This window comes from Microbacterium sp. JZ70 (assembly GCF_053903225.1).
The window spans coordinates 2,096,551-2,122,253 of sequence record NZ_CP096405.1; the positions used below are offsets into that span (position 1 = coordinate 2,096,551).

General features: G+C 72.8%; 24 protein-coding genes and 1 tRNA gene. 18 read left to right on the forward strand and 7 right to left on the reverse strand.

Annotation, left to right across the window (positions count from 1 at the left end; all coding sequences use genetic code 11):
* Positions 1-10: 10 nt before the first annotated feature.
* Positions 11-2,398, reverse strand: coding sequence for an ATP-dependent DNA ligase (locus M1D46_RS09525; RefSeq protein WP_456285409.1), 2,388 nt, complete (start codon positions 2,396-2,398; stop codon positions 11-13).
* 75 nt (positions 2,399-2,473) lie between these two features.
* Between M1D46_RS09525 and ku the strand changes: the two genes are divergently transcribed.
* Positions 2,474-3,337, forward strand: a complete 864-nt coding sequence (gene ku / locus M1D46_RS09530) for a non-homologous end joining protein Ku (RefSeq protein ID WP_271171630.1) — start codon at positions 2,474-2,476, stop codon at positions 3,335-3,337.
* Positions 3,338-3,342: 5 nt separating this feature from the next.
* Here ku and M1D46_RS09535 read toward each other — a convergent pair whose 3' ends face one another.
* The 4 genes from M1D46_RS09535 to M1D46_RS09550 all read right to left on the reverse strand — a co-directional run bounded on the left by M1D46_RS09535 (position 3,343) and on the right by M1D46_RS09550 (position 5,396).
* Positions 3,343-4,083: a DedA family protein gene (locus tag M1D46_RS09535; RefSeq protein ID WP_282977525.1), complete on the reverse strand. Its 741-nt coding sequence runs from the start codon at positions 4,081-4,083 to the stop codon at positions 3,343-3,345.
* A gap of 48 nt (positions 4,084-4,131) precedes the next feature.
* Positions 4,132-4,213 (reverse strand) — tRNA-Leu (locus tag M1D46_RS09540).
* A 49-nt stretch (positions 4,214-4,262) separates the two neighbouring features.
* Positions 4,263-4,640 carry a PPOX class F420-dependent oxidoreductase gene (locus tag M1D46_RS09545; RefSeq protein ID WP_456285410.1) on the reverse strand — a complete coding sequence of 126 codons (378 nt, stop codon included), beginning with the start codon at positions 4,638-4,640 and terminating at the stop codon, positions 4,263-4,265.
* Between the two features lie 21 nt (positions 4,641-4,661).
* Complete coding sequence (locus M1D46_RS09550) at positions 4,662-5,396, reverse strand: hypothetical protein (protein WP_456285411.1); 735 nt, start codon at positions 5,394-5,396, stop codon at positions 4,662-4,664.
* Between the two features lie 171 nt (positions 5,397-5,567).
* On the opposite strand from M1D46_RS09550, the gene M1D46_RS09555 reads away from it, so the two are divergent.
* Genes M1D46_RS09555 through M1D46_RS09585 form a run of 7 tightly spaced genes read left to right on the forward strand, consistent with a single transcriptional unit; the run spans position 5,568 to position 9,968 of the window.
* Positions 5,568-6,701 carry a CpaF family protein gene (locus M1D46_RS09555; protein WP_456285412.1) on the forward strand — a complete coding sequence of 378 codons (1,134 nt, stop codon included), beginning with the start codon at positions 5,568-5,570 and terminating at the stop codon, positions 6,699-6,701.
* Positions 6,692-7,552: a type II secretion system F family protein gene (locus M1D46_RS09560; protein WP_456285413.1), complete on the forward strand. Its 861-nt coding sequence runs from the start codon at positions 6,692-6,694 to the stop codon at positions 7,550-7,552. The genes M1D46_RS09555 and M1D46_RS09560 overlap by 10 nt, the downstream gene beginning before the upstream one ends.
* A complete protein-coding gene (locus tag M1D46_RS09565; protein WP_456285414.1) occupies positions 7,549-8,493 on the forward strand; it encodes a type II secretion system F family protein in 945 nt (314 codons plus the stop codon). The genes M1D46_RS09560 and M1D46_RS09565 overlap by 4 nt, the downstream gene beginning before the upstream one ends.
* Before the next feature lie 21 nt (positions 8,494-8,514).
* Positions 8,515-8,724, forward strand: coding sequence for a hypothetical protein (locus M1D46_RS09570; RefSeq protein ID WP_456285415.1), 210 nt, complete (start codon positions 8,515-8,517; stop codon positions 8,722-8,724).
* Between the two features lie 2 nt (positions 8,725-8,726).
* Positions 8,727-9,107, forward strand: coding sequence for a TadE/TadG family type IV pilus assembly protein (locus tag M1D46_RS09575; protein WP_282977531.1), 381 nt, complete (start codon positions 8,727-8,729; stop codon positions 9,105-9,107).
* Entirely contained in the window at positions 9,082-9,549 is a 468-nt protein-coding gene (locus tag M1D46_RS09580) for a TadE family protein (protein ID WP_271171638.1), read from the forward strand. The genes M1D46_RS09575 and M1D46_RS09580 overlap by 26 nt, the downstream gene beginning before the upstream one ends.
* Positions 9,546-9,968, forward strand: a complete 423-nt coding sequence (locus M1D46_RS09585) for a pilus assembly protein TadG-related protein (protein WP_456285416.1) — start codon at positions 9,546-9,548, stop codon at positions 9,966-9,968. The genes M1D46_RS09580 and M1D46_RS09585 overlap by 4 nt, the downstream gene beginning before the upstream one ends.
* A gap of 1 nt (position 9,969) precedes the next feature.
* Here M1D46_RS09585 and M1D46_RS09590 read toward each other — a convergent pair whose 3' ends face one another.
* Positions 9,970-11,265 (reverse strand): MFS transporter, encoded by a 1,296-nt coding sequence (locus M1D46_RS09590; protein ID WP_324014885.1) that lies wholly within the window; start codon positions 11,263-11,265, stop codon positions 9,970-9,972.
* 40 nt (positions 11,266-11,305) lie between these two features.
* On the opposite strand from M1D46_RS09590, the gene prfB reads away from it, so the two are divergent.
* The 5 genes from prfB (at position 11,306) to serA (ending at position 18,356) form a co-directional block, all read left to right on the forward strand.
* Positions 11,306-12,415, forward strand: a complete 1,110-nt coding sequence (gene prfB, locus M1D46_RS09595) for a peptide chain release factor 2 (protein WP_456285417.1) — start codon at positions 11,306-11,308, stop codon at positions 12,413-12,415.
* A 101-nt stretch (positions 12,416-12,516) separates the two neighbouring features.
* The gene (locus M1D46_RS09600) at positions 12,517-15,741 is read left to right on the forward strand and encodes a metallophosphoesterase (RefSeq protein WP_456285418.1); all 3,225 of its coding nucleotides are present in this window, start codon (positions 12,517-12,519) and stop codon (positions 15,739-15,741) included.
* A gap of 17 nt (positions 15,742-15,758) precedes the next feature.
* Positions 15,759-16,277: a DNA polymerase III subunit gamma/tau gene (locus M1D46_RS09605; protein ID WP_456285419.1), complete on the forward strand. Its 519-nt coding sequence runs from the start codon at positions 15,759-15,761 to the stop codon at positions 16,275-16,277.
* Positions 16,274-16,618, forward strand: coding sequence for a hypothetical protein (locus tag M1D46_RS09610; RefSeq protein ID WP_421075716.1), 345 nt, complete (start codon positions 16,274-16,276; stop codon positions 16,616-16,618). Before M1D46_RS09605 ends, M1D46_RS09610 begins: the two co-directional genes overlap by 4 nt.
* A gap of 145 nt (positions 16,619-16,763) precedes the next feature.
* Positions 16,764-18,356, forward strand: coding sequence for a phosphoglycerate dehydrogenase (gene serA, locus M1D46_RS09615; protein ID WP_456285420.1), 1,593 nt, complete (start codon positions 16,764-16,766; stop codon positions 18,354-18,356).
* A gap of 51 nt (positions 18,357-18,407) precedes the next feature.
* Here serA and M1D46_RS09620 read toward each other — a convergent pair whose 3' ends face one another.
* Positions 18,408-18,950, reverse strand: coding sequence for a TetR/AcrR family transcriptional regulator (locus M1D46_RS09620; protein ID WP_324011532.1), 543 nt, complete (start codon positions 18,948-18,950; stop codon positions 18,408-18,410).
* 101 nt (positions 18,951-19,051) lie between these two features.
* On the opposite strand from M1D46_RS09620, the gene M1D46_RS09625 reads away from it, so the two are divergent.
* The 5 genes from M1D46_RS09625 to M1D46_RS09645 all read left to right on the forward strand — a co-directional run bounded on the left by M1D46_RS09625 (position 19,052) and on the right by M1D46_RS09645 (position 25,702).
* Positions 19,052-20,581: an MFS transporter gene (locus M1D46_RS09625; RefSeq protein WP_324011530.1), complete on the forward strand. Its 1,530-nt coding sequence runs from the start codon at positions 19,052-19,054 to the stop codon at positions 20,579-20,581.
* Between the two features lie 40 nt (positions 20,582-20,621).
* The gene (locus M1D46_RS09630) at positions 20,622-21,674 is read left to right on the forward strand and encodes a 3-isopropylmalate dehydrogenase (RefSeq protein ID WP_271171647.1); all 1,053 of its coding nucleotides are present in this window, start codon (positions 20,622-20,624) and stop codon (positions 21,672-21,674) included.
* Between the two features lie 31 nt (positions 21,675-21,705).
* Positions 21,706-22,800: a branched-chain amino acid aminotransferase gene (locus M1D46_RS09635; protein WP_456285421.1), complete on the forward strand. Its 1,095-nt coding sequence runs from the start codon at positions 21,706-21,708 to the stop codon at positions 22,798-22,800.
* 88 nt (positions 22,801-22,888) lie between these two features.
* On the forward strand, positions 22,889-24,928 hold the full coding sequence (locus tag M1D46_RS09640) for an acyltransferase family protein (RefSeq protein ID WP_456285422.1): 2,040 nt from the start codon (positions 22,889-22,891) through the stop codon (positions 24,926-24,928).
* Between the two features lie 9 nt (positions 24,929-24,937).
* Entirely contained in the window at positions 24,938-25,702 is a 765-nt protein-coding gene (locus tag M1D46_RS09645) for a fumarylacetoacetate hydrolase family protein (RefSeq protein ID WP_271171650.1), read from the forward strand.
* The last annotated feature ends 1 nt before the right edge of the window (position 25,703 follow it).

Genomic DNA, 25,703 nt, shown 5'->3' on the forward strand with positions numbered 1-25,703 from the left:
ACCCGTCGCGTCACGCCTCCGTGCGGACGTCGTCGGGGGCCTTGTCGGGGCGGAGCCCGCGCCAGCGCGCCTGCCGGAGACTGCCGCTGCGCGTCCACTCCGCGAACTCGACCTCGCCCACGAGCCGGGGCTCCACCCAGGTGGCGTCACCCGTGTCCTCGCGGGGGACGTCCTGCAGCGGGCACTCCCGGGTCTCGAGCGGGGCGAGCAGATCGCGCAGACGCCGCAGCTCCCGATCGGAGAAGCCCGTGCCGACCCTGCCGACGTACCTCAGGCCATCCGCATCGGGCACGCCGAGGAGGAGCGAGGCGAACGAGCCGGCCCTGCCGCCCCTGCCGCGCCGGAACCCGCCGATGACGACCTCCTGCGTGTGCGTGAGCTTGACCTTGAGCCAGTCCTCGCTGCGCGTGCCGGGCCGGTAGGGCGACGAGCGCCGCTTCGCGACGATGCCCTCGAGGGCGTGCTCGCGGGCGACGTCGAGGGCGATGTCGACGTCGTCGAAGACCGGCGGTACGATCACCGACGGACCGGCCGTCGCCGCCGTCTCCTCGAGCAGGTGCCGGCGCTCCTCCAGCGGCAGCGGCGTGAGGTCGCGGCCGTCGAGCCGCAGGATGTCGAAGAGGTACAGAAGCACGGGCGCCCGCGTGCTCTCGCGGGCGACGTCGTCGGCGCGCTCGAGGTGCATGCGGTTCTGGAGGAGCGAGAAGCTCGGCCGACCCTGCTCGTCGAGCGCGACGATCTCGCCGTCGACGAGCGCGTCCCACGCGTCGAGGTGCGTGCGGGCAGCTCCCGACAGCTCGGGGTAGCGCTGCGTGATCTCCGCGCCCGAGCGCGCGAAGAGCCGCAGGGCCCCCGAGCGCCACTCGCCGAGCGCGCGCACGCCGTCCCACTTGAACTCGACCCACGGCGGCGACGAGAGCGTCCGGGCGAGGCCCGGCGTGCCGTGCACCGCGAGCATGGGCGCCGGCCGCGCGGGCGGCGCCTCGTCGCGCGCGGGCTCCGCGGCCGCCCCCAGCTGCCGCTTCGTGCGGTGGAGGAGCCACGACGACTTCTCGCCGGATCCCTGGGTGCGGATGAGCGCGATCCGCACCTCGTGGAGCGGGCCGTCCTCGCGTCCGCGGAGCGTCACGATGACCTCGTCGTCGCGCCACTTCTCCGTCTCGTACGTGCCTTCGTCCCAGATGGTCATCGTGCCGGCGCCGTACTCTCCCTTGGGGATCGTCCCGTGGAAGTCGATGTACGCGAGCGGATGGTCCTCGGTCTGCACCGCGAGGCGGTTGCGGTCGGGGGTGTCGGGAATGCCCTTCGGCACGGCCCAGCAGGCGAGCACGCCGGCGCGCTCGAGCCGGAGGTCCCAGTGGAGCCGGCTCGCGTGGTGCTCGTGCACGACGAAGCGCGGGAGATCCCCGTCGTCGGGCTCGGGATGGGGCGTCTCGGGGACCGGCTCCGGCGTGCGCCCCGCCGTGCGCTTGGCGATGTAGGAGCCGAGAGGGCCGGTCGCGGCCGCGGGCGGGTCGATCCCGGCGAGCGGGTCGCCGATCGCGTCGGCGCGCGCGAGCACCTCGTCGAGCTCGAGGTGCCGCAGGTCGGGGTCGTCGAGCTCGTCCCACGTGCGCGGCGCGGCGACCCAGGGCCGCGCGCGTCCGCGGAGCGAGTAGGGCGCGACGGTCGTCTTCTTGCCGTTGTTCTGGCTCCAGTCGACGAACACGCGGCCCGCGCGCAGGTCCTTGCGCATCGCGCTGACCGCGAGGTCGGGATGGTCCGCCTCGAGTGCGCGCGCGAGCTCGCGGGCCAGCGCCGACGCGTCATCGGAGGGGAGCGGGCGGGGGAGCGCGGCATAGAGGTGGATGCCCTTGCTGCCGCTCGTGACCGGCTGGGGCTCGAGTCCCATGCCCTGCAGGATCCCGCGCGCGAGCCGCGCGACCTCGGCGCACTCCGCGAGCCCCGCACCGGGCCCGGGGTCGAGGTCGAGCACGAGCCGGTCCGCCGGCCCCGGCGATCCATCCGGCGCGAACCGCCACTGCGGCACGTGGAGCTCGAGGCTCGCCACCTGCGCGAGGTAGACGAGTGTCGCGACCTCGTCGACGAGCGGGTAGTCCTTCGGCCCCGAGCTGTGCTGGATGGTCCTGCGCGGCACCCAGGACGGCGCGCCCGGCTCGAGCGCCTTCGCGAAGAACGCCTCCTCGGGCGCCTCCGTCGTCCCGACGCCTTCGACCCAGCGCTTGCGCGTCACGGGTCGCCCGGCGACGTGCGGCAGGAGAAGCGGCGCGATGCGCGTGTAGTACGCGATCACGTCGGCCTTCGTCGTGCCCGTCTCGGGATACATGACGCGCTCGAGGTGCGACACCCGCAGGCGGCGCCCGGCGACCTCGACGGTCTGCTGCTGGGGCACGGGCATGGTTCAGGCTATGCGCGCGGGGCCGATCCGCGTCAACCCCTGGCGGGCGGGGCGTGGGAGCGCTTCACTGGTGCCATGAGATCGATCTGGAAGGGCGCGCTGACGTTCGGCCTCGTCAACGTGCCGGTCAAGGTCTACGCGGCCACGGAGGACCACGACGTGTCGCTCCACCAGGTCCACGCGGCGGATGGCGGCCGCATCCGGTACCAGCGCAAGTGCGAGGTGTGCGGCGAGGTCGTCGCGTACCGCGACATCGACAAGGCGTTCGACGACGGCGAGCGCACGGTCGTGCTCACCGACGACGACCTGAAGTCGCTTCCCTCCGAGCGCAGCCGCGAGATCGAGGTGGTCGAGTTCGTGCCCACCGAGCAGGTCGACCCGATCACGTTCGACCGCGCGTACTACCTCGAGCCCGACTCGGCGTCGCCCAAGTCGTACGGCCTCCTGCGCGAGACCCTCGAGCGGACGGACCGGACGGCGATCGTGCGCTTCTCGCTGCGGCAGAAGACGCGGCTCGCGGCGCTGCGCGTGCGGGACGGGGTGCTCATGCTGCAGACGCTGCTGTGGGCCGACGAGGTGCGGCAGGCGTCGTTCCCCGCCCTCGAGGACCCGATCAAGGTCAGCGAGAAGGAGCTCGAGCTCGCCGAGAGCCTCGTGGAGAGCTACTCGTCCGACTTCGACCCGGAGGAGTACGTCGACGAGTACCAGAAGGAGCTCCGCACCCTCATCGAGGCGAAGCTCGAGAAGGGCGACGCGGTCGACACCGAGGCGACCTTCGGCGCCGAGGAGGAGAAGGGCGGCGAGGTCATCGACCTCATGGAGGCGCTGCGGGCGAGCGTCGAGCGATCGCGCGCCGCGCGCGGCGGCAAGAAGGAGGCCGAGGAGGCGGAGCCCGAGAAGGAGGCCAAGCCGCGCAAGCGGTCGAAGAAGGCCTCCTGACCGGATCAGAAGTCGGGCTTGCCGTCTCCGTCGATGTCGGGCGCGCGCTCGAACACCTCGGCGTCGAGCACGAGATCGTCGGCCGGCGCCGCTTCGGCGGCCTTGCGCGCGCGGCGGCGCTCCTGCAGGTAGTGCCAGAGCACGATGAGCGCGGTGCCGCCCACGGCAGCCAGCAGGATCACGTCGATGTACTCCGTGACGATGTCGCGGACCCACGGGATGTACGCGATCACGTAGCCGAACATCGTGAGGCCGAAGCCCCACAGGAGCGCGCCGATGAGGTTGTAGAGCGAGTATCGCTTCCACGGCATATGACCGATGCCCGCCGCGACCGGCGCGAAGGTGCGGACGATCGGGACGAAGCGCGCGAGCACCACCGTGATGCCGCCGAAGCGCTCGAAGAAGGCGTTGGTCCGCTCGACGTTGTGGCGGCTGAAGACGCCGGAGTCCTTGCGCTCGAACACCGCGGGCCCGCCCTTGTGCCCGATGAGGTACCCGACCTCGCCGCCGACGAACGCGGCGAGCGCGATGAGGCCGCTCACGATCCAGATGTTGACGCCGAAGACGTCGACCGTGTGGGTGAGGAGCCCCGAGATGAGCAGGAGCGTGTCGCCGGGGAGGAGGAAGCCGACGAGCAGGCCGGTCTCGGAGAACACGATGAGGCAGACGACGAGCAGCGCCCACGGCCCTGCCGCGTCGATGATCGCCTGCGGGTCGAGCCACGGGATGAGAGCGATGTGGTGCACGATGCTCCGGATGTCGGTGGGAGGGGTGCGACGCGGGACCGCGTCTCGTGCGGAAGGTGGGACTTGAACCCACACGCCCGGAGGCACAGGAACCTAAATCCTGCGTGTCTGCCAGTTTCACCACTCCCGCGAGTCCGATCAGTCTACGGCGCGGGAGGGAGCGCGACCATGAACGCCGATCACGCCTTCATGCCGGCAGATCCCATCACCCGCTCGACGGCGATCTCGAGGACGACCCGGCGCGGGTTCTCGCGTGGCTGACGGTAGCGCTCCGTGTAGAGGCGCACGGCCTCCGCGACCGCATCGGGCTCATCCCGCACGCGCGCGGGGCCCTCGAAGCTGATCCAGCGGGCGCCGTCGACGCTGCTCACGGTCGCGCGCCCTGCACGCGCGGCGTTGACGAACTTCTGCGTGCCGCGCGTGCCGATGATCCGCACGACGCCGTCCCGGTAGGTCATGCCCACCGGGACGGCGTGGATGCGGCCATCGCGGCCGATCGTGGACAGAGTGGCGAGGTGGCGCTCGGAGACGAACGCGAGACCGACTTCGGAGATCACCTCACCAGCGTGCCAGAGCGATCAGGCGCGGAAACCCGCGCGGTCGACCTTGCGGTGGTAGCGCATGCCCGCGAGCCCGCCGAGCACCGCTCCGCCGAGGCTCACCAGCAGCGCGCCCACCGCGGTGATGATGCCCACCGTCGTGAGCTCGCCCTCGTTGAAGGGGAGCCGGGGGAACGTGTTGACGTCGGCGAGGATGTTCCACTGCGCGCCCGCGACCGCCGTGACGATCGCGACGGCGATCGCGATGACGACGGCCCACAGCCAGACCGCGAGGCCCTGCTTCGCGCCGCTGAACCGCGCCATCCGCCCCGCGACGTACCCGCCCGCGTAGTACGACACGAGCAGGATCACGAGCACCGCGACGGCGCCCGCGATGCCGATCGTGTCGGCGTTCTGCGCCGCCTCGTCGGCGGTCACCTGCTCGCCGAGGCCGAGAGCCGCCCCTGCTCCCGCGACGAGGGCGGTCAGCAGCGCCGTCATGCCCATCGCGCACAGCCATCCGAAGAAGGCCGAGCCGAACTTGAAGCCGCCGAACTCCTCCTTCTCGCGCGCCACGACCTCCTCGCGGTCGGCGCGGACGGCCGTGGTGTCGGCGCGGGACGCTGTCGTGTCGTCGCGGACGTCGCGCACGTCGTAGGCGCGCGTGGGCTCGTCGCTGCCGTGGCCGGCATCGCCGTCGCCGGCGAGATAGTCCGCGTGCTCCGGGGCGCGCCGGTCGCGGCGCGATTCCGATGAGTTCTCGGGAGTGCTCATGATGCGGTCCTTTCGAGCTCGTCCGTGGTCTCCCCAGTAAGGCATCGGCGCGGCCGCGCACACAGGGCATTGCGCGAACGGCGTCGGCACGGTAGCGGACCGCGGCTGCGCTGTGGATAACTTTCGAGGCCGTCTCGGCGATTCGGCCAGGATGGCCGCGTGGGTCCCCTCATGAGCGCAGTCGCGGAGCGAGTCAGGGATCGGCTGCGCGCCGACCAGACCGATCCCTCGCGTGCACCCGAGGCGGTGCTGCGCATCGCGCAGGCGGAGGTGCGCCGGCACAACGACTTCGCTCTCGCCCGCGGTCTCGCGATCGTCGACGACGAGCAGGCGGCCGTGCGCGAGGTGCTCGCCGCCGTGACCGGATACGGCCCCCTGCAGGAGCATCTCGACGACCCGACGGTCGAGGAGCTCTGGATCAACGCCCCCGATCGGATCTTCGTGGCCAGGGACGGCGTGACCGAGCGCCTCCCGCTCGCGCTCACCGACGCGGCGGTCCGCGACCTCGTCGAGCGGATGCTCCACGCGACAGGGCGGCGCATCGACCTCTCGCAGCCGTTCGTCGACGCCGCCCTCCCGGACGGCTCGCGCCTGCACGTCGTCCTCGGCGGGATCGCGCGGAGGCACTGGGCCGTGAACATCCGCAAGTTCCTCCCGCACGTGCGGAGCCTCGATCGCCTCGTGGAGATCGGATCGCTCGCTGCCGAGGCGGCCGACCTCCTGCGCGACGCCATGAGGCAGGGGCGCAGCGTGCTCGTCTCCGGAGCGACGCACGCGGGCAAGACGACCCTCCTGGGTGCTCTCGTCGCCGCTTGTCCGCCTGCGCACCGCATCGTCACGGTCGAGGAGACCTTCGAGCTGGGCGTGGACGCGCCCGACCTCGTCGCGCTGCAGGGTCGGCAGCCGAGCCTCGAGGGCACGGGCGAGATCACCCTCCGGCGCCTCGTCAAGGAGGCCCTGCGAATGCGGCCCGACGGGATCGTCATCGGGGAGGTGCGCGACGCAGAGGCGCTGGACCTCCTGCTCGCGCTGAACACGGGCATCCCTGGCGCCGCGACGATCCACGCGAACTCGGCGGTCGACGCCCTCGCCAAGCTCGCTGCGCTCCCGCTGCTCGCGGGCCGCAACATCGGTCGCGAGTTCGTCGTCCCGGCGATCGCGACGAGCGTGGACCTCGTCGTGCACTGTCAGCGGGCCGAGGACGGGCGGCGCCGCGTCCAGGAGATCATCGCTCCCACGGGGCGCGTCATCGACGACGCTCCCGAGACGCGCACCCTCTACCGGACGGGGGAGCGATGGCGCTGATCCTCGTCCTCGGAGCTGCGCTCGCCGCGGGACTCCTGCTGGCCCTGTCACCATGGCTCTGGCCGCCGCGGGAGCGCGCAGCGCGCGAGCGCCCGTCGGCCCTCGCGGCCCTGCTCGAGTCCGCGGGCTTCTCCCATGTCGCCCCGCGCGTGGTCGTCGCGGTGTGCGCAGGCGCGGCGCTCGTCGCGGCGTCCGTCGCGTGGCTCGTGACGACCGTGGGGGTGCTCGCCCTCCTCGCGGGGCTCGCGGGAGCCGCGTGGCCCCTCCTGTGGCTGCGCTCGCGCGCCGCGCGACTCGTCCGCGCCCGCCGTGCGCTCTGGCCCGACGTCTGCGACCTGCTCATCGCCTCGGTCCGCGCGGGGATGTCGCTGCCCGACGCGGTCTCATCGCTCGCGCGATCCGCGCCTGCTGCCCTCCGCGCGGCGTTCGCGGGCTTCGAACGCGATATGGCGGCGTCGGGGCACTTCGACTCGAGCGCCGATCGGCTGAAGTCCGCACTCGCGGATCCGATGGCCGACCGCATCGTGGAGACCCTGCGCATGGCGCGGCAGGTCGGCGGCACCGAGCTCACCCCTGTGCTGCGGGCGCTCGCCGCGTCGGTGCGCGCGGACGCCGCCCTGCGCTCCGAGGTGGAGTCCCGGCAGTCGTGGACGCGCGGGGCCGCGGTCCTCGGCGTCCTCGCGCCGTGGGTGATCGTCGCCCTGCTCGCCATGCGGCCCGAGGGGGCGGAGGCGTACTCGAGCCCCGAGGGCGTGGCCCTCCTGCTCGCGGGAGCGGCCGTGTCGATCGTGGCGTTCCGGGTCATGCTCCGGATCGGCCGGCTGCCCGAGCCCCGGCGGTGGTTCGCATGAGCTGGGCGACCGACGCGGCGCTCTCGCTCCTCCTGGGCGGGTGCCTCGGTCTTGGCATCTGGTCACTCCTGATGCTCGCTCCGCGCTGGAGCGCGCCGAGCCTCGCACGGCGCATCGCGCCGTACCTGCGCGACATCACCGATCCGGCGGGGACGACGGCGTGGTCGGCCGTCGCCGACCCGGGTGCGGCGATCGCGGGTGGGGCCAGAGCCCTGTGGGCGGCGGCGCAGCGTCGGCTGACGGCCCTGCTCGGGGGTGCGGACGGGATCGCGCGCCGACTCGCGCAAGCGGGCCGCCCGGTCGACGTCGCCGCGTTCCGCGGCCGCCAGCTGGCCGCGACCCTGATCGGGCTCGTCGCTGGCGGACTCGTCGTCGCCGTGCTCGCCGTCGGCGGCACGCTCTCCGGCCCGACGCTGGTGCTGCCGGTCGCGGGCGCCGCCGTCGGGGCTGTCGGCGCGGACCTCGCCCTCACCGGGCGCGCGAAGGCGCGGATGGCGCGGATCGGCGAGGAGCTCCCCACCGTGCTCGAGTTCCTCGCGCTCTGCCTCGCAGCGGGGGAGGGCATCTACGACAGCGTCGGCCGCGTCGCGCGCCTGGGGTCGGGCGAGCTCACGGCCGAGCTGCGCGCGGTCGTCCTCGACGTGCGCACGGGCTCGACCCTGCCCGATGCGCTTCTCGCGATGGCGCGGCGCCTCCAGGTGCCCGCGCTCAGCCGCTCCGTCGAGCACATCGTCGCGGCGCTCGACCGCGGCTCCCCGCTCGCCCAGGCGCTCCAGGCGCAGGCGGCGGACGCGCGCGAGGAGGCCAAGCGCGCGCTCATCGAGCAGGCCGGCCGCAAGGAGATCCTCATGCTCCTCCCGCTCGTGTTCGGCCTGCTGCCCCTCAGCGTCCTCTTCGCCGTCTTCCCGGGCATCGTCATGCTCCGCCTCGGGATCGGCTGACCCCTCGAGAAAGGAAACGACATGAGCAGAATCGACGAGCTCGCCATCCGCCTCCGCACCGCGTGGGGCGACGCCCTGCAGGACCTCGCCGAGGACGAACGCGGCGACGTGCCGGGGTGGGTGCTCATCACGCTGATGTCCGCCGGTCTGGTCGTGCTCATCTGGGCCCTCGCCGGGCCTGCGCTCGAGGGGCTGTTCCAGCGGGCGATCAGCAGCGTCGACGGGATCTGACCGTGCTCGGCCCGAGCCTCCGCGACGAGCGCGGCTCGAGCTCGGTCGAGTTCGTCCTCGTGGGCGCCCTGCTCACGGCCCTCACCCTCGCCGTCCTGCAGCTGGGGCTCGCGGTGTACGTCCGCAACGTCCTGCACGATGCGGCCGTCGAGGGCGCGTACCACGCCGCGCTCGCCGACGTGGGGCCCGAAGGCGGGGCCGAGCGGACCCGGCTCGTGATCGCACGCGCGATCGGATCGGCCTACGCGCAGGATGTGAGCGCCGCGGTGTCGGGCGGCGACATCCGGGTCACGGTCCGCTCCGCGACGCCCGTCGTCGGGCTGATCGGCGTGCCAGGGACGCTGGAGGTGACGGCGCGTGCGCCGGTCGAGTCGATGGGCTGACGCGGCCCCGGACGACGAGCGGGGGTCGGCCGCGCTCGAGTTCCTCGTGGGCGGGATCGTGCTGCTCGTCCCGCTGGCCTACCTGGTCGTCGCGCTCGGCGTCGTCCAGGAGCACGCCCTGGGCGTCGAGGCGACGGCACGGCATGCGGCGCACACGCTCGCGCGGACCGGCGGGATCGACGACACGTTCGCGGCGCTGCCCGAGGTGCTCTCGTCGGTGCCGCCCGAGTACGGCATCGCGCCCGACGCCCTCGAGGTCTCCGTGACGTGCGTGCCCGCCCATGTCGGGTGCCCCGAGGCCGGCTCCACGGTCGTCGTGACGATCGGCGCGAGGGTCCCGCTGCCGCTCGTGCCGCCCGTCCTCGGGCTCGATCGCCTCACGAGCATCCCCGTCGAGTCGACATCCGTGCAGAAGGTCTCGCGCTTCTGGGGCGGCACGTGAGCGCCCGGGGCCTCCTGCGCGACGAGAGCGGGAGCATCCTCCCGCTCACGATCGGGTACGCCGTCCTCGCGCTCGCGCTCATCATCGTGTGCGCGAACGCGACGTCGCTGTATCTCGCGCAGAAGTCCCTCGACGCGGTCGCGGATGCGGCGGCGCTCGCGGGCGCGGACGGCTTGACGCTGTCGCTCGAGGGCGATGCTCCTCTCGCGCGACTCGACGACGGCGCCGTGCGCGCGCAGGCCGAGGCGATCGTGGCGGCCGCACCCGGCGACCAGACCCTCGTGGCGGCGGGAACGCCCGACGGCCTCTCGGCGCGGGTGACCGTCGCGACGACGTGGCACACGCCGCTGCTCAGCGCGTTCGTCCCGGCCGGGGTCGCGCTCGAGGCGACCGCGACGAGTCGCACGGCGCTGCGCTGAATCAGTCGCGCCGCGGGGCGTAGCGCGGCACGTAGCGCACGAACGCCGCGGCGCCGACGAGGCCCACCACGCCGACGAGACCGGTCGCGACCGAGAGCGACGCGGCGGCCGTCACGGCCGACACGATGAGCGGCGTCAGGGCCGCGCCGCCGTCGGTCAGCGTGCGCCACGCGCCGAGGAACGGCGCAGGGTCGCGCTCGGGGGCCACGTCGGCGCCGAGCGTGAGCAGGATGCCCGACGACAGGCCGTTGCCGACGCCGATGACGAGCGCGAGCACGCCGAACCACAGCACCGCGCTGTCGAGGTCGTGGGTGAACGCGAGCGCGCCGAAGCCCGCGCCCATGAGCAGGAGCGCGGGCACCGCGGCCCAGAGGCGGCCGAACCGGTCCATGACCTGCCCGCTCACGTAGAAGAGGGAGAACTCGACCGCTCCCGCGACGCCGACGACGAGGGCGAGCGTCTGCGAGTCCAGGCCGATCGAGACGCCCCACAGCGGCAGCACGGCCTGGCGAGCCGAGCGCACGGCCGCGAGCGACGCGGCAGCGGCTCCCAGCCGGGCGAGCACCCCGCGATGGCGGTGCATGGTCCGCAGCACGCCGATCCGCTCGGTCGCCGGGATGGAGCCGGTCACCGGCTCGCCCGTGTCCTCCTCGTCGAGATCGGCGCGCGCGTCGGCCCGCTCGCGCGCGGCGAGGCGATCGGCGATGAGCGCCTTCTCCTCGGGATCGGGCCCGAAGGCGACGAGCGCCGCGACGCCGAGCAGGCAGACCGCGAAGAACCACACCGAGGCGATCTCGTCGCCGAACAGGGCGAGCAGGCCCGCCGAGACGAACGGCCCCGTGAATCCGCCGAGGCGGAACGAGCCGCCGACGAGGGCGAGCGCGCGGGCGCGGTGCGCGTACGGCACGCGCGTCGTCATGAATGTGTGGCGGGCCACCGCGAACGACGACGCGCAGAACCCGATGAGCAGCACCGAGAGCCCCAGCAGGGCGATGTGAGGCGCGAGGAGCATCCCCGCGATGCCCACGAGCGACGCGAGCGACGCGATGAGCATCGTGCGCCGCTCCCCGGCCTTCGACACGAGCCATCCTGCGGGGATGTTGCCGGCGAGCTGACCCACGACGATCGCGGCCGACACGAGCGCGGCGACCGCGAGATCGGCGCCCAGGTCGGCGGCCAGCGCCGGGAGGAGCGGGAGGATGGCTCCCTGGCCGAGCGAGTAGAGGGCCGTCGGCCCGTAGATCATGGGCGCATACCGCCGGATCGGATCGAACGGGGCGTCGGCAGTCGAGGGCATCGGCTTCCACGTTACGCCGAGCAGGATAGGCTGAAGCGTCATGCTTGAGTTCGATCCTTCCGCCGAGATCCAGGCGCTGCGCTCCACGTTCGCGAACATCCGAGAGGTGGTCGACGTCGACAGCGTGCGCGCGGACATCGCGCGTCTCGAGAAGGAGGCGTCGGAGCCCGGCCTGTGGGACGACACCGCGAACGCCCAGCGCGTCACGAGCGCGCTGAGCCACCGCCAGTCCGAGCTCGCGCGCATCGAGGCGGTCGAGCGTCGCCTCGACGACCTCGAGGTGCTCGTCGAGCTCGCCAACGAGATGGGCGACGAGGACTCCGTCGAGGAGGCGCGCAAGGAGATCACCGACCTCGAGCGCGTCATCGGCGACCTCGAGGTGAAGACCCTGCTCGACGGGGAGTACGACGAGCGCGCCGCGGTCGTGACCATCCGCTCGGGTGCGGGCGGCGACGACGCCACCGACTTCGCCGAGATGCTCATGCGCATGTACCTGCGCTGGGCCGAGCGTCACAAGTACCCCGTCAAGGTGATGGACACGTCGTACGCCGAGGGCGCCGGGATCAAGTCGGCCACGTTCGAGGTCGACGCGCCGTACGCCTACGGCATCCTCTCGGTCGAGGCCGGCACGCACCGCCTCGCGCGCATCAGCCCGTTCGGCTCCGCCGACAAGCGCCAGACGAGCTTCGCCGCGGTCGAGGTCATCCCCGTCATGGAGGAGGCCGTCGAGGTCGAGATCCCGGAGAACGACATCCGCGTCGACGTCTTCCGCTCGTCTGGCCCCGGCGGCCAGTCGGTCAACACGACCGACTCCGCCGTCCGCATCACGCACATCCCGACGGGGATCGTCGTGTCGATGCAGAACGAGAAGTCGCAGATCCAGAACCGCGCGGCGGCCATGCGCGTGCTCCAGACCCGACTGCTGCTGCAGCAGCGCGAGGAGGAGGCCGCCAAGAAGAAGGAGCTCGCCGGAACGATCACGGCGAGCTGGGGCGACCAGATGCGCTCGTACTTCCTCTACGGGCAGCAGCTCGTGAAGGATCTGCGCACGGGCTTCGAGGTCGGCAACCCCGCGACCGTCTTCGACGGCGACATCGACGGCCTCATCAACGCGGCCATCCGCTGGCGCAAGCGCAAGATCGAGGACTGATCGCCGCGGGCTGACGCCCGCGCCCGCGTGGTCTCCGCGCGTTCACACGCCGCGCGCACGACGGTCGCCGTCCGTTCACCGCGGGCGGCGACGCTCATCGCGTGACGCGCTCTCGTGCCCTCCGCCGGAACCGCTCCCTCGCTCTCCTCGCGCTCGCCGCGGCCCTCGTTCCCGCGTGCGCGACGCCCGCGCCATCCGGGGCCGTCGCCGCGCCGACCGACGGCGACATCGTCATCGACGAGGTGGGCGCCGGGACGCCGGACGACCCCGCAGCGAGCTTCTTCGAGCTGCGCAATCTGTCGCCGCACGCGGTCGACCTGAGCGGATGGCGGGTGCACCGCTGCACGGGCGACGGCACGCGCCTCGCGGAGGCCGACCACGAGGTCGACCTCGCGGGCGTCGTCCTCGAGCCCGGCGAGCGGATCACGGTCGGGACGGGCGTCGACGCCGACCTCGCGATGCGCGGGCCCTTCTCGAGCGAGGGGTACGGGCTCGTGCTCGAGGATGCGCGGCGGCGAGCCGTCGACGCCTTCGCGGCGTATCCGTCCGAGCCGTGGCCGACGCAGAGCGAGTGCAGCGCGGCCGGCAACGTCCCGGATGCGCTCGGGGCCGCGCTCGACGAGAGCTGGCAGCGGGTCGCGCGCACGGGCGACCTGGCCGCCGACTTCGTGCGCACTCGCGCGACGCCGCGTGAGGCCGCCGCGCCCGCCGTCGAGCCGGCCGAGCCGCGGGCGCTCATCTCGGAGGTCGCGAGCGCGGGCCCCGGCGGCCGTGACGACGACCTCGTCGAGCTGCGCGCCGTCGCCGACGTCGACCTCTCGGGCTGGGCGCTCTACCGCTGCACGCGCACGGGCGCGCTCACTCCGGAGACGCTGCAGGCGCGGTTCGCGGACGGGACGGAGCTGCGGGAGGGCGAGCGCCTGGTCGTGGGCGGCCCGGGATTCCGCGGCGACGTCGACGTGCGGACGACGACCTCGCTCGCCGACACCGTGTCGGGCGTGCTCCTCGTCGATGCCGACGGCGCACGCGTCGACGGCGTGAGCGTCTCGAACCACGCCGACACGGCCTGCCAGACGGGCGACGCGAAGCTGCCGTCGGTCCTCGACCACCTGCGCGGCGAGAGCTGGCAGCGGCACGAGGAGACGGGGGACTTCCTCATCGCCCCGCGCACGCCGGGGCGCGAGAACGCGACGGCCGACGACCGCCTCGAGACCGCCTTCGCGTACGGCGACCCCGGCGTCGCGCTGAGCGAGGTCGCGACCGACCCGGAGCTGCCGCGCGCCGAGCGGCACAACCTCGTCGAGCTCGCGAACTACGGCGACGCCGTCGTCGACTTGAGCGGATGGCGCATCCGCGCGTGCGCGCCGGACGGCTTCCGCGAGCGGACGCCGCTCGTCGAGGTGCCGGCCGGCATCCGGCTCGCGCCCGGGCAGACCTGGCTCGCGGCGCTCGAGGGCACCCGCGCCGCGCAGGGCGCCGACGCGGTGTATGCGACGGCCCTCGGCTACCAGGGATCGGGCGTGTGGATCGAGGACGCTGCCGGAGAGCGCGTCGACAGCGTCGGCATCTTCCACCGCAACGAGCAGGACGCGTCGAACGACGTCGTGAGCCCGTGCACGAAGGGTCTCGCCCTGTCGACCTTCGGAGTCGACCGCCTGGCCGGCGAGACCTGGCAGCGCGTGGGCTTCACGGGCGACGATGCGAACGACTTCCGAGGCGGGCCGTCGAGCCCGGGCGCGCTCGACCTCCACGACGAGACGCCCGTCGGAGAGCTCACAGCCGAGGCTGCGCTCCGGATCGCCGCGGCCACGCCGGCCGATGGCGCACGGGCCGCTCGCGCGGTCGCGGCAGCGGCGGATGAGCCGCAGGCCGTCGACGGCATCGATCCGGTCGTCGCCCGCGCCTTCACCGGAGCGAGCGAGGGCGGGGCCCTCACGGCCGAGGCGGCGGCGGGGGAGCGGCCCGCCGCGCTCGAGACGGCGCGGCTCGCGGCGAGCGACGACGGATGGGCGCACCCCTACGTGCGGTTCGAGCTCGCGCGAGCTGCCGACGGGACGGCCACCTGGTCGGGCGAGGTCGCCGGTCCGGGCCCCGCGCGGCTCTCGGCATGGGCCGCCGGGCGCTGGCACGCGATCGACGAGGAGGCCGCCGCTGACGACGGCACGGTGACGCTCTCCGGCACGCTGCCCGAAGGGACCACCGGCCTGCTCGTGCAGGTCGTGCCGAGCGGCCCCGCCATCGCGGACGCCGCCGACGGTCTCGCCGCTCCCGGCACCTACGACTTCGCCGTGAGCCACCTCACCGACACGCAGTACCTCAGCGAGGCCCACCCGGAGGTGTACCGCGAGCAGACGGCGTGGATCGCGGCGAACGCCGGGCCGCGCGACATCGCGTTCGCCGTCCACACGGGCGACCTCGTCCAGAACTGGGTCGACCCCGACCAGGGCGAGGAGCGTGCGCGTCGCGAGTTCGCCGTCGCGTCGGCGGCCCAGGGCGAGCTCGACGCGGCGGGCATCCCGAACAGCGTCCTCCCGGGAAACCACGACAACAAGCGCGGAGCGACGAACGATCTCTTCAACGAGCACTTCGGCCCGCACCGCTACGCCGATGCCCCCTGGTACGGAGGGTCCATCGCCCCCGATGACGGCAGCGCGAACTGGACCTCCTTCACACGCGAGGGGGCCGAGTTCATCGTGCTGTCTCTGCCCTACGCGTACGCCGAGCGCGAGCTCGCGTGGGCGGAGCACGTGATCGCGGAGCATCCGCGCGCGAACATCATCGTCGCGACGCACGAGCATCTGCTCCCTGAGGACGCGAGCGGCTCGGCCGAGCGGGCGACCGAGAACAGGTGGGTCTCGCGCGCCGACGAGCTGTGGGAGCGCATCGTCGCCCCGCACCGCAGCGTCGTCCTCGTGCTGTCGGGCCACTATCACGGGCTCGCCCGCATCGAGACGGATGACGCGGGCGGCATCCCCGGCCACGACGTCGTGGAGATCCTGGGCGACTACCAGGAGTTCCGCACCGAGACGGGGATGCGCGCGACCGGCTTCCAGCGGCTCCTCCAGGTGTCGCTCGCGACCGGAGAGATCGCCGTCGACACGATCTCGGTGACCCTCGGGGAGCACGCGAGCGCGCCGTTCGACTACCCGCAGGCGGTGGCCGACGACGGCCGCGAGACCACGCTCGCGACCGATCGGCCGTGGCGGATCGTCGAGGCCGGCGTCCAGGGGCGCTATGACGTCGCCGACGACGACTTCCGCGTGTCCGTCGGCCTGCAGTACCCGAAGGGGCTCGCCACGAGCAGCCTCCGCATCGCGGCGCCGTGAGCCGATAGCCTGGGCTCATGCCGTCCCGCGACGATGACGCCCTCCGCTGGGAGGGCGACGACGACCCCACGCTCGACGCGCGCTCCGAGACCGCGGCCGAGCCCGGCGAGAAGGCCGCGCCGGACGCACCCGGCGAGAAGGATGACCCGTCTGTCCTGCCGGCGGGATGGCGCGCCGTCGGGAAGGGGCGGGACGCCGTCACGACGGCCGACGCCGGAGACGAGGCCGCCCCGCTCGGGAACGTCGCGCTCGTCTCGCTCGGCGTGATCGGCGGCGTCTACCTCCTGTGGATGATCGGATGGTTCCTCGGAGCGACGCGCCTGCGCGAGCGCATCGAGCAGAGCACGAACGCGGTGGCGGACTTCATGTTCCAGGGCAGCATGTGGCTCGCGATCGCGTCGCCCCTCCTGTGGTTCGCGGTGACCTGGCTCGGCACACGCCGCGCGCCGCTCTGGCGGCGCTTCGCGTGGCTCGCCGCGGGAATCGTGCTGCTCGTGCCGTGGCCGTTCGTGATGGTGGGGGTGGTCGGACAGTGACCTCGACGACGCAGGAGCGCAGGACGCCGGGATGGCTCGTCGCGGTCGTCGCCGGGGCGTTCGCCCTCCTCTACGCCTATGCCGTGTGGAGCGCGATCACCTACCTCGTGACGCTCGTGCAGACCACCTCGGCGCAGGGCATCTCGCTGTCGGCCGTCGCCTGGGTCGTGCTGCTGCTCGCGGTTCTCGTGCCGATCGCCGCGTTCGCGATCGCCTTCGGCCTGGGCCGCACACGGGGGATCGGATGGCTGGCCGTCGCGCTGCTCGCGGGTCTCGCGGTCACGGCCGTGTTCTGGCTCGACATGCAGGCCTTCACGTCGAACCCCTCGAACCTCTTCTGACCGGCCCCCGCGTCGCCGGATGACGCGCCCGGCGAGAGCAGGGCGCGCGGCTCCGATAGAGTGGTCGCCGTCGCGCCCCCACGGCGTGTGGCGCGTCGAACCCGCTCCCGCGCGCCCGCGCCCATCCGCATCGAAGGATCCATCCGTGCCGAAGCCCGTCGTGCTCATCGCCGAAGAACTCTCTCCCGCAACGATCGAGGCGCTCGGCCCCGACTTCGACATCCGCAATGTGGACGGCACCGACCGCCCCGCGCTCTTCGACGCGCTCGCGGACGCCGACGCCATCCTCATCCGCTCGGCCACGAAGGTCGACGAGGAGGCCCTGGGCTACGCGAAGAAGCTCAAGGTCGTCGCCCGCGCCGGCGTCGGCCTCGACAACGTCGACATCAAGGCCGCCACGACCGCCGGCGTCATGGTCGTGAACGCGCCGACGTCGAACATCATCTCGGCCGCCGAGCTCACGTGCGGTCACATCCTCAGTCTCGCCCGCCACATCCCGGCGGCGCGCGCCTCGCTGGGCGCCGGGGAGTGGAAGCGCAGCAAGTACACGGGCGTCGAGCTCTTCGAGAAGACGCTGGGCGTCGTCGGCCTCGGCCGGATCGGCGCCCTCGTCGCCGCGCGGATGCAGGGCTTCGGGATGCGCGTCGTCGCATACGACCCGTACGTCACGAGCGCGCGCGCCCAGCAGCTGGGCGTCGAGCTGCTCAGCCTCGACGAGCTCGTCGCGCAGGCCGACTTCCTGACGATCCACATGCCGAAGACGCCCGAGACGACGGGCATGATCGGCGCCGAGCAGCTCAAGGCGATGAAGCCGACGTCGTACGTCGTGAACGTCGCGCGCGGCGGCCTCATCGACGAGGACGCGCTGCACGACGCGCTCGTCAACGGCGAGATCGCGGGCGCCGGCCTCGACGTCTTCACGAGCGAGCCGCCGACCGACACGAAGCTCACGGCCCTGCCGAACGTCGTCGTCACGCCGCACCTCGGGGCGTCGACGTCGGAGGCGCAGGAGAAGGCCGGCATCTCGGTCGCGAAGTCGGTCAAGCTCGCGCTCGAGGGCGACCTCGTGCCCGACGCCGTCAACGTCGCCGGCGGCGTCATCGACCCGTTCGTGCGCCCCGGGATCGCGCTCGTCGAGAAGCTCGGCCAGGTCTTCAGCGGTCTCGCCACGTCGGCGCTCACGAGCCTCGACATCGAGGTGCGCGGCGAGCTAGCCGACTACGACGTGAGCGTCTACCGCCTCGCCGCGCTCAAGGGCATCCTGTCGAACGTCGTGAGCGAGAACGTCTCGTACGTGAACGCCCCCGTCTTCGCCGAGCAGCGCGGCATCGAGACGCGCCTCATCGTGGAGAAGGAGAGCCCCGAGTACCGCAACCTCACGACGCTGCGCGGTGCGCTGTCGGACGGCACGGTGCTCACGGTCGCGGGGACGCTCGCCGGCACGCGGATGGTGCAGAAGATCGTCGGCATCAACGGCCACGAGATCGAGGTGCCGATCGAGAAGCACCACATCGTCATGCTCTATACCGACCGCCCCGGCATCGTCGCGGTCTACGGCCAGAAGTTCGGCGAGGCCGGCATCAACATCGCGGGCATGCAGATCGCGCGCCGCTCGGCCGGCGGCCAGGCCCTGTCGGTGCTCACGGTCGACTCGCGCGTCCCCGAGGACCTGCTCGCCGAGGTCGGCGAGGCGATCGAGGCGTCGGTCATCCGGCAGATCGAGATCGCCGAGGCCTGACCCCGGCGCACCGAACGCCCCCGCCCATCGGGCGGGGGCGTTCGCGCGTGCTCAGGCGCGCGTCGCCCCCTCGACGAGGCGGATGAGCGCCTCCAGGGCCTCGCCGGTGGGGACCGGGCTCGGAACGTCGTTGAGCAGAGCGGAGTTCACGTAGAGGCCGTCGCTCAGCAGGAGCACGAGCTCGAGGGCGGCCTCGTCGCGCACGTGCGGGCGGATGGCGGCCGCCCACGCGTCGCGGAGCTCGGCGAGCGCGCCGCGCGCGAGCGCATTGCCGCCGTGCGCGAGGCGGCCGACGGCGGAGATGGCCCGGTCGAACGGGCCGCCGACGTGCGCGGAGGTCGCGATGTAGTACCAGATCGGCCCCTCGGGTGCGTCGTGCAGGGCCGCCATGTCGTCGGCCGCGAGCAGCCGGAGCCGGTCGACGAGGCCCGCATCGAGCGCGTCCCGCGAGCCGAAGTGGTAGAGCAGACCGCCCTTCGACACGCCCGCTCGGCGCGCGACCGCCTCGAGGGTCGCCGCCCTCTCGCCCTCCTCGAGGAGGATGCTCTCGAAGGCGTCGAGGACCTTCTCTCTGGCGCGGGGCGGGCGGCTCATGCAGACGAGCCTCTCACACGGCGCGCGCTGCCCAGGGCGTGCACAGCCATGGCAGTTACTGTACCATCTGGACGGTACAGTAATTGAGACAGGCGGATGAGATGACGACCGGCACGACGACCCAGCCCACGACGACGCAGCGCGCCGGATGGCGGGCATGGGCCGCGCTCGCGGTGCTCATGCTCCCCGTGCTCCTCGTGTCGATCGACAACACGATCCTCAACTTCGCGCTGCCCGCCATCGCGAAGGAGCTCGAGCCCACGAGCGCCGAGCAGCTCTGGATCATCGACGCGTACTCGCTCGTGCTGGCGGGGCTCCTCGTGACGATGGGATCGCTCGGCGACCGGTTCGGGCGCCGCCTGCTGCTCCTCACCGGCGCGATCGGGTTCACGGTCGTCTCCGTCCTCGCGGCCTTCGCCCCGACAGCCGGATGGCTCATCGCGGCGCGCGCCGTCATGGGCCTGTTCGGCGCGACCCTCATGCCGTCGACCATGTCGCTCCTGCGCTCGCTGTTCCCCGAGCGCAACCAGCGGCGCATCGCCGTGGCCGTGTGGGCCGGCATGTTCTCCGCGGGCGGGGCGCTCGGCCCGATCGTCGGCGGCTTCCTCATCGAGCACTTCCCGTGGCAGAGCGTGTTCCTGCTCGCGGTGCCCATGCTCGTCCTCATGCTCGTGCTCGCCCCGCTCTTCGTGAGCGAGAGCCGTGATCCGAACCCCGGCCGGATCGACCTCCCGAGCATCCTGCTCTCGATGCTCGCGCTCGCGCCCCTCGCCTACGGCATCAAGGAGATCGCCGTGCACGGTCTCGCCGGCGGCGCTCCCGTCGTCATCGGCGCCCTGTTCGGATGGCTCTTCGTGCGCCGGCAGCTGCGGATGACGCAGCCGATGCTCGACATGTCGCTGTTCGCGCGGGCCGGGTTCAGCGGCTCGATGCTCGTGAACCTCTTCAGCGTCATCGCGATGGTGGGCTTCCTCTACTTCGTGTCACAGCACCTGCAGATGATCGTCGGCCTGAGCCCGATGATCGCGGGCCTCGCGCTCCTGCCCGGCGCCCTCACCTCGATCGCCGGCGGCTTCATCGTCACGCCGATCGCGCGGCGTGTGCGCGCGTCGATCGTCATCCCGTCGGCGCTCCTGCTCTCGCTCGCGGCGTACCTCATTGTGGCGCTCGTCGGCGCACACGACGTCGGGATGCTCGTGCTCGGGTTCGCGCTCCTCGGCGCGGGCATCGGCGCGGCCGAGACCGTGTCGGGGGAGCTCATCCTCGCGAACGCTCCCGCGGAGAAGGCGGGCGCCGCGAGCGCCGTCTCGGAGACCGCGTACGAGCTCGGCGCCGTGCTCGGCACATCCATCCTCGGCGGCATCCTCACGTGGTGGTACCGCTCGACCCTCGTCGTGCCGGAGGGGATCCCCGCGGAGCTCGCGCTGCATGCCGAGGAGACGCTCGCCGGAGCGATGAACGCCGCGGACTCGGTCGGGGGAGCGGCGGGAGAGGCGCTCCGGTCCGCGGCGGCGACCGCGTTCGACGGCGGCGTGACGATCACGTCGCTCATCGGCGCGGGGCTCGTCGTGCTCGCGATGGCGATCGCGGCGACTACCCTGGGAGGACGCCGGGAGCACGCGTCGCACTGACCGGAGCCCCGGCGGATGCCGAGACATCCGAAGGAGAGCAATGCCCCGCGTCGTGAAACTGGCCGTCATCCCCGGTGACGGGATCGGCCCCGAGGTCATCGCCGAGGCCGAGAAGGTGCTCGACGCCGTCACCGCGGGCGGCGACGTCGTCTTCGAGAAGACCCGCTTCTCGCTCGGAGCGGGCCGCTACCTCGAGACCGGCGACACGCTCACGGACGACGACCTCGACGCCATCAAGGCGCACGACGCGATCCTCCTCGGCGCGGTGGGCGGCACGCCCGGCGACCCGCGGCTCGCGGGCGCGAACATCGAGCGCGGCCTGCTCCTGAAGCTCCGCTTCGCGCTGGACCACTACGTGAACCTCCGCCCGTCCAAGCTCTACCCCGGGCAGGACGGCCCGCTCGCCGAGCCCGGCGACATCGACTTCGTCGTCGTGCGCGAGGGCACAGAGGGTCCGTACGTCGGCAACGGCGGCTCGATCCGCCAGGGGACCCCGCACGAGGTCGCGAACGAGACGAGCGTGAACACCGCGTTCGGCGTCGAGCGCGTCGTGCGCTACGCGTTCGCGCTCGCCGAGCGCCGCAGCCGGCGCCTCACGCTCGTGCACAAGACGAACGTGCTCGTCAACGCGGGCCGCCTGTGGCAGCGCATCGTCGACGAGGTCGCGCGGGAGCACCCGGACGTGGCCGTAGACTATCTGCACGTCGACGCCGCGACGATCTTCCTGGTCACGAACCCGGGTCGCTTCGACGTCATCGTCACCGACAACCTCTTCGGCGACATCCTCACAGACCTGGCCGGCGCCGTCACCGGTGGCATCGGACTCGCAGCCTCGGGCAACATCAACCCCGACGGCGACTTCCCCTCGATGTTCGAGCCCGTGCACGGCTCGGCCCCCGACATCGCGGGCACCCAGCAGGCCGACCCCACCGCGGCGATCGGCTCCATCGCCCTCCTGCTCGACCACCTCGGCCTGCAGGACGCGGCCGATCGCGTGTCGCGCGCGATCGAGGACGACATCGCCGCCCGCACGGGCGAGAAGCGCTCGACCGCCGAGATCGGCGACGCGATCGCGTCTCGCCTGAAGGCCTGACACCCACCGACGCGCAGACAGGAATCCGCACATGACGACCACCGACACCACGCTCCCGTCTCTCGACTTCGCGGTCACGAAGAACCTCGCCGCCGTCTCGCCCGCCCAGCGCGCCGAGCTGCTCGAGGACCCGGGCTTCGGCACGATCTTCACCGACCACATGGTCGACATCTGCTGGTCGGTCAAGGGCGGCTGGCACCGTCCGCGCGTGCAGCCCTTCGGTCCGATCAGCCTGTCGCCCGCCGCCGCCGTGCTCCACTACGCGCAGGAGATCTTCGAGGGCCTCAAGGCCTACCGCCACGCCGACGGCGGGATCTACACGTTCCGGCCCGATCAGAACGCGCGCCGCATGCAGCGCAGCGCGCGCCGCCTCGCGATGCCCGAGCTTCCGGAGGAGTACTTCCTGCAGTCTCTGCGCGAGCTCATCGCGGTCGACGGCGCCTGGGTGCCCGAGAAGGCCGACCAGACGCTCTACCTGCGCCCGTTCATGTTCGCGAAGGAGGCGTTCCTCGGCGTCCGCCCCGCGCACAAGTACACGTACTGCCTCATCGCGAGCCCCGCCGGCTCGTACTTCACGGGCGGTGTGAAGCCGGTCAGCATCTGGCTGAGCGAGAACTACGCGCGCGCCGCGAAGGGCGGCACGGGCGCCGCGAAGACCGGCGGCAACTACGCCTCGAGCCTCCTTCCTCAGGCCGAGGCGTACGAGAAGGGGTGCGACCAGGTGGTCTTCCTCGACGCCGACGGGAACGTCGAGGAGCTCGGCGGCATGAACATCGTCTTCGTGAAGAAGGACGGCACGCTCGTCACGCCGGCGTCGGACAGCATCCTCGACGGCATCACCCGCAACTCGCTCCTCGAGCTCGCGGCCGATCGCGGCCTCGCGGTCGAGCGCCGCGCGGTCTCGCTCGCGGAGTGGCGCGACGGCGTCGCGTCGGGCGACATCACCGAGGTGTTCGCGTGCGGCACGGCAGCGGTGGTCACGCCGATCGGCGCGCTCAAGGGCGAGGGCTTCGAGGACGCCCAGCCGCTCGGCGAGCTCGGCCTCTCGCTGCGCGAGGAGCTCACCGACATCCAGTACGGGCGCCGCGAGGACACGAAGGGGTGGCTGTACCGCCTCGACGCCTGAGCGCCCGCTCGCCGCGACGCCCGCCCGGGATGCCCGGGCGGGCGTCGCGCATCACCGTCCGTTCACCTGCGGACGGCACGCTGTCGGGATGATGCGCCGCGCCGGGTTCCGTCGAGACATCCAGGGGCTCAGGGCCATCGCCGTGCTGGCCGTCGTGGCGCAGCACGCGGGCGCGACCTGGGCGCCGGGCGGGTTCATCGGCGTCGACGTGTTCTTCGTCGTGTCGGGCTTCCTCATCACCGGCCTCCTCGTGCGCGAGCTGGCGGAGACCGGCCGCATCGACCTGCCGGCGTTCACGGCGCGCCGGGCGCGCCGCATCCTCCCCGCGGCGCTCGTCGTGGTCGTGCTCACGGTCGTCGGCGCGTACGGGATCGTCTCGCCCCTCCGGCGGGAGACGCTCCTCGCCGACGCGGTCGCCTCGGCCCTGTTCGTGCCGAACTACGCGTTCGCCGTGCGCGACGCGGACTACTTCGGCGACGAGACGCCGTCGCTCTTCCAGCACTACTGGTCGCTCGGCGTCGAGGAGCAGTGGTACCTCGTGTGCCCCGCTCTGCTGCTCGCCGCGTGGGCCGTCGGCCGCCGACTCGGGGGCCGGCGCGGTGCGTGCGGGGCGGTCGCCGTCGCGCTCGGGATCGTCCTCGCGGGATCCCCCGCCGCGGTCGTCGCCCTCACGCCCGTGTCGCAGCCGTGGGCGTTCTTCGCGCTCTGGACGCGCATGTGGGAGTTCGCCGTCGGCGCGCTCATCGCGCTCGTGCCCGCCGCCGCTGTCGCGCGCATCCCCGGACTCGTGCGCGCCGCGCTCGGCTGGGCGGGCCTCGCCGGCATCCTCGCGGCGATCGCGCTCATCGGAGAGTCCTCCGCGTTCCCGGGCGTGCTCGTGCTGCTGCCTGTCCTCTCGACCGGCGCGGTCATCCTCGCGGGGATCGGGCAGGACGCGTCCCCGCGGGGGAGCGCGGGTGCCGTGATCGGCAACCGGCCGTTCGTCTTCGTCGGCGAGATCTCGTTCTCGCTCTATCTCGTGCACTGGCCGCTGATCGTGGCCGGCGCGCTGCTGGCGCCCGGCCTTCCCTGGCTTCCCGCGGCGCTCGGCGTCGCGAGCATCCCCGTCGCGTGGGCCCTGTTCCGGCTCGTGGAGCAGCCGACGCGCCGCGCGCGGGTGCTCGTCGATGCACGGCCGCGCCGGACGCTCCTCGCAGCGGCGGGCGCGACGGCGGCCGTCGCGCTGGCCGCAGGGACCGCGCTGGCCGTGGCGCCCGAGCCCACGCTCGCGACGCAGACGCGGGTCGCCCACGCCGAGCCGGCCGTCCCTCCGGAGGTCACGCCCGTCGTCCCGGCCAACCTCGAACCGGGGCTCGCGGACGCTCCCGACGACGAGTCGGAGGTGTACGACGACGGATGCAACCTCGGCTATCAGGAGGAGCGCCCGCGCCCGTGCTCCTTCGGCGAAGGGGACGAGCGGATGGTCCTCTGGGGCGACTCGCACGCCGCGCACTGGGTTCCGGGGGTGCTCCGCGCCGCGGAGGAGCGGGGGATGGCGCTCACGACGCACACCAAGAGCCGCTGCTCGTCGGCGCTGGCGCGCCACGTGCTCGACGGCAGCGCGTTCGGTGCATGCGACCGCTGGCGCAGCGCGGTGCTCGACGAGCTCAGGGAGGACCCGCCGGAGGTCCTCGTGCTCGCCAATTACGCCGACGAGGAGGTGCCGGACGGCGTCGACGCGGGGCAGGCGTGGCGAGACGGGCTCCGCGAGGTCGTCGACGCGCTGCCCGAGACGCGCGTGCTCCTCCTCGCCGACACGCCGGATCTCGGCACGAGCCCGCTCGACTGCCTCGCGATGAACCTCGAGCACGCGGCCGTGTGCGCGGTTCCCGAGTCGGAGGCCGTCCGCGGGGCGGGACGCGACGCGGTGAGGGAGGTCGCCCGCGAGACGCGCGCGGAGGAGATCGACCTCCTGCCGTACTTCTGCGCGCCCATCGACGGCGCCCCCTCCGAGGAGCCCGCCTGCGCGCCCATCCTCGGCGGGCTGCTCGTCTACCGCGACTCGCACCACCTCACCGCGACCTTCGCGGAGGCGATGGGCGGCGCCCTGGCCGAGGCGATCGACTCCGCGGTGGACGGTCGTGGATAGGCTGGCAGGGTGAAGATCGCGCGGTTCAGCCACAACGACGCCATCACCTACGGGATCGTCGACGGGTCGGAGCTCGTCGTGCTCGCGGGAGACCCGCTGTTCGCGGGGTTCGAGACCACGGGAGCGCGCGTTCCGGTCACGGACGTCGCGCTGCTCGCGCCGGTCATCCCGCGCTCGAAGGTCGTCGCGGTCGGGCGCAACTACCGCGATCACGCCGCGGAGCTCGGCAACGACGTCCCCGCCGAGCCGCTGCTGTTCCTCAAGCCGAACACCTCGGTGATCGGGCCCGGCGACGCGATCGTCCGGCCGCCGCAGAGCTCCGACACGCAGTACGAGGGCGAGCTCGCGATCGTGATCGGGCGCATCGCGAAGAACGTGCGAGCGGAGGACGCCCTCGATGTCGTGTTCGGATACACCATCGCGAACGACGTGACGGCACGCGACCTGCAGCGCAGCGACGGGCAGTGGGCGCGCGCCAAGGGCTTCGACACGTTCTGCCCGATCGGTCCCGCGATCGAGACCGAGTTCGACCTCGCGCAGGGCTCCCTCACGACCCGCCTCAACGGCGAGGTCGTGCAGGAGGCCCCGCTGTCGGACATGATCTTCGACGTGCCGACGATCATCGCGCACGTGTCGGCGGCGTTCACGCTCCTCCCTGGCGACGTCATCCTCACCGGCACGCCGGCGGGAGTCGGCCCCTTCCAGGCCGGCGACACGGTCGAGGTCGAGATCCCGGGCATCGGGCTGCTGCGCAACACCGTGCGCGACGCGTGAC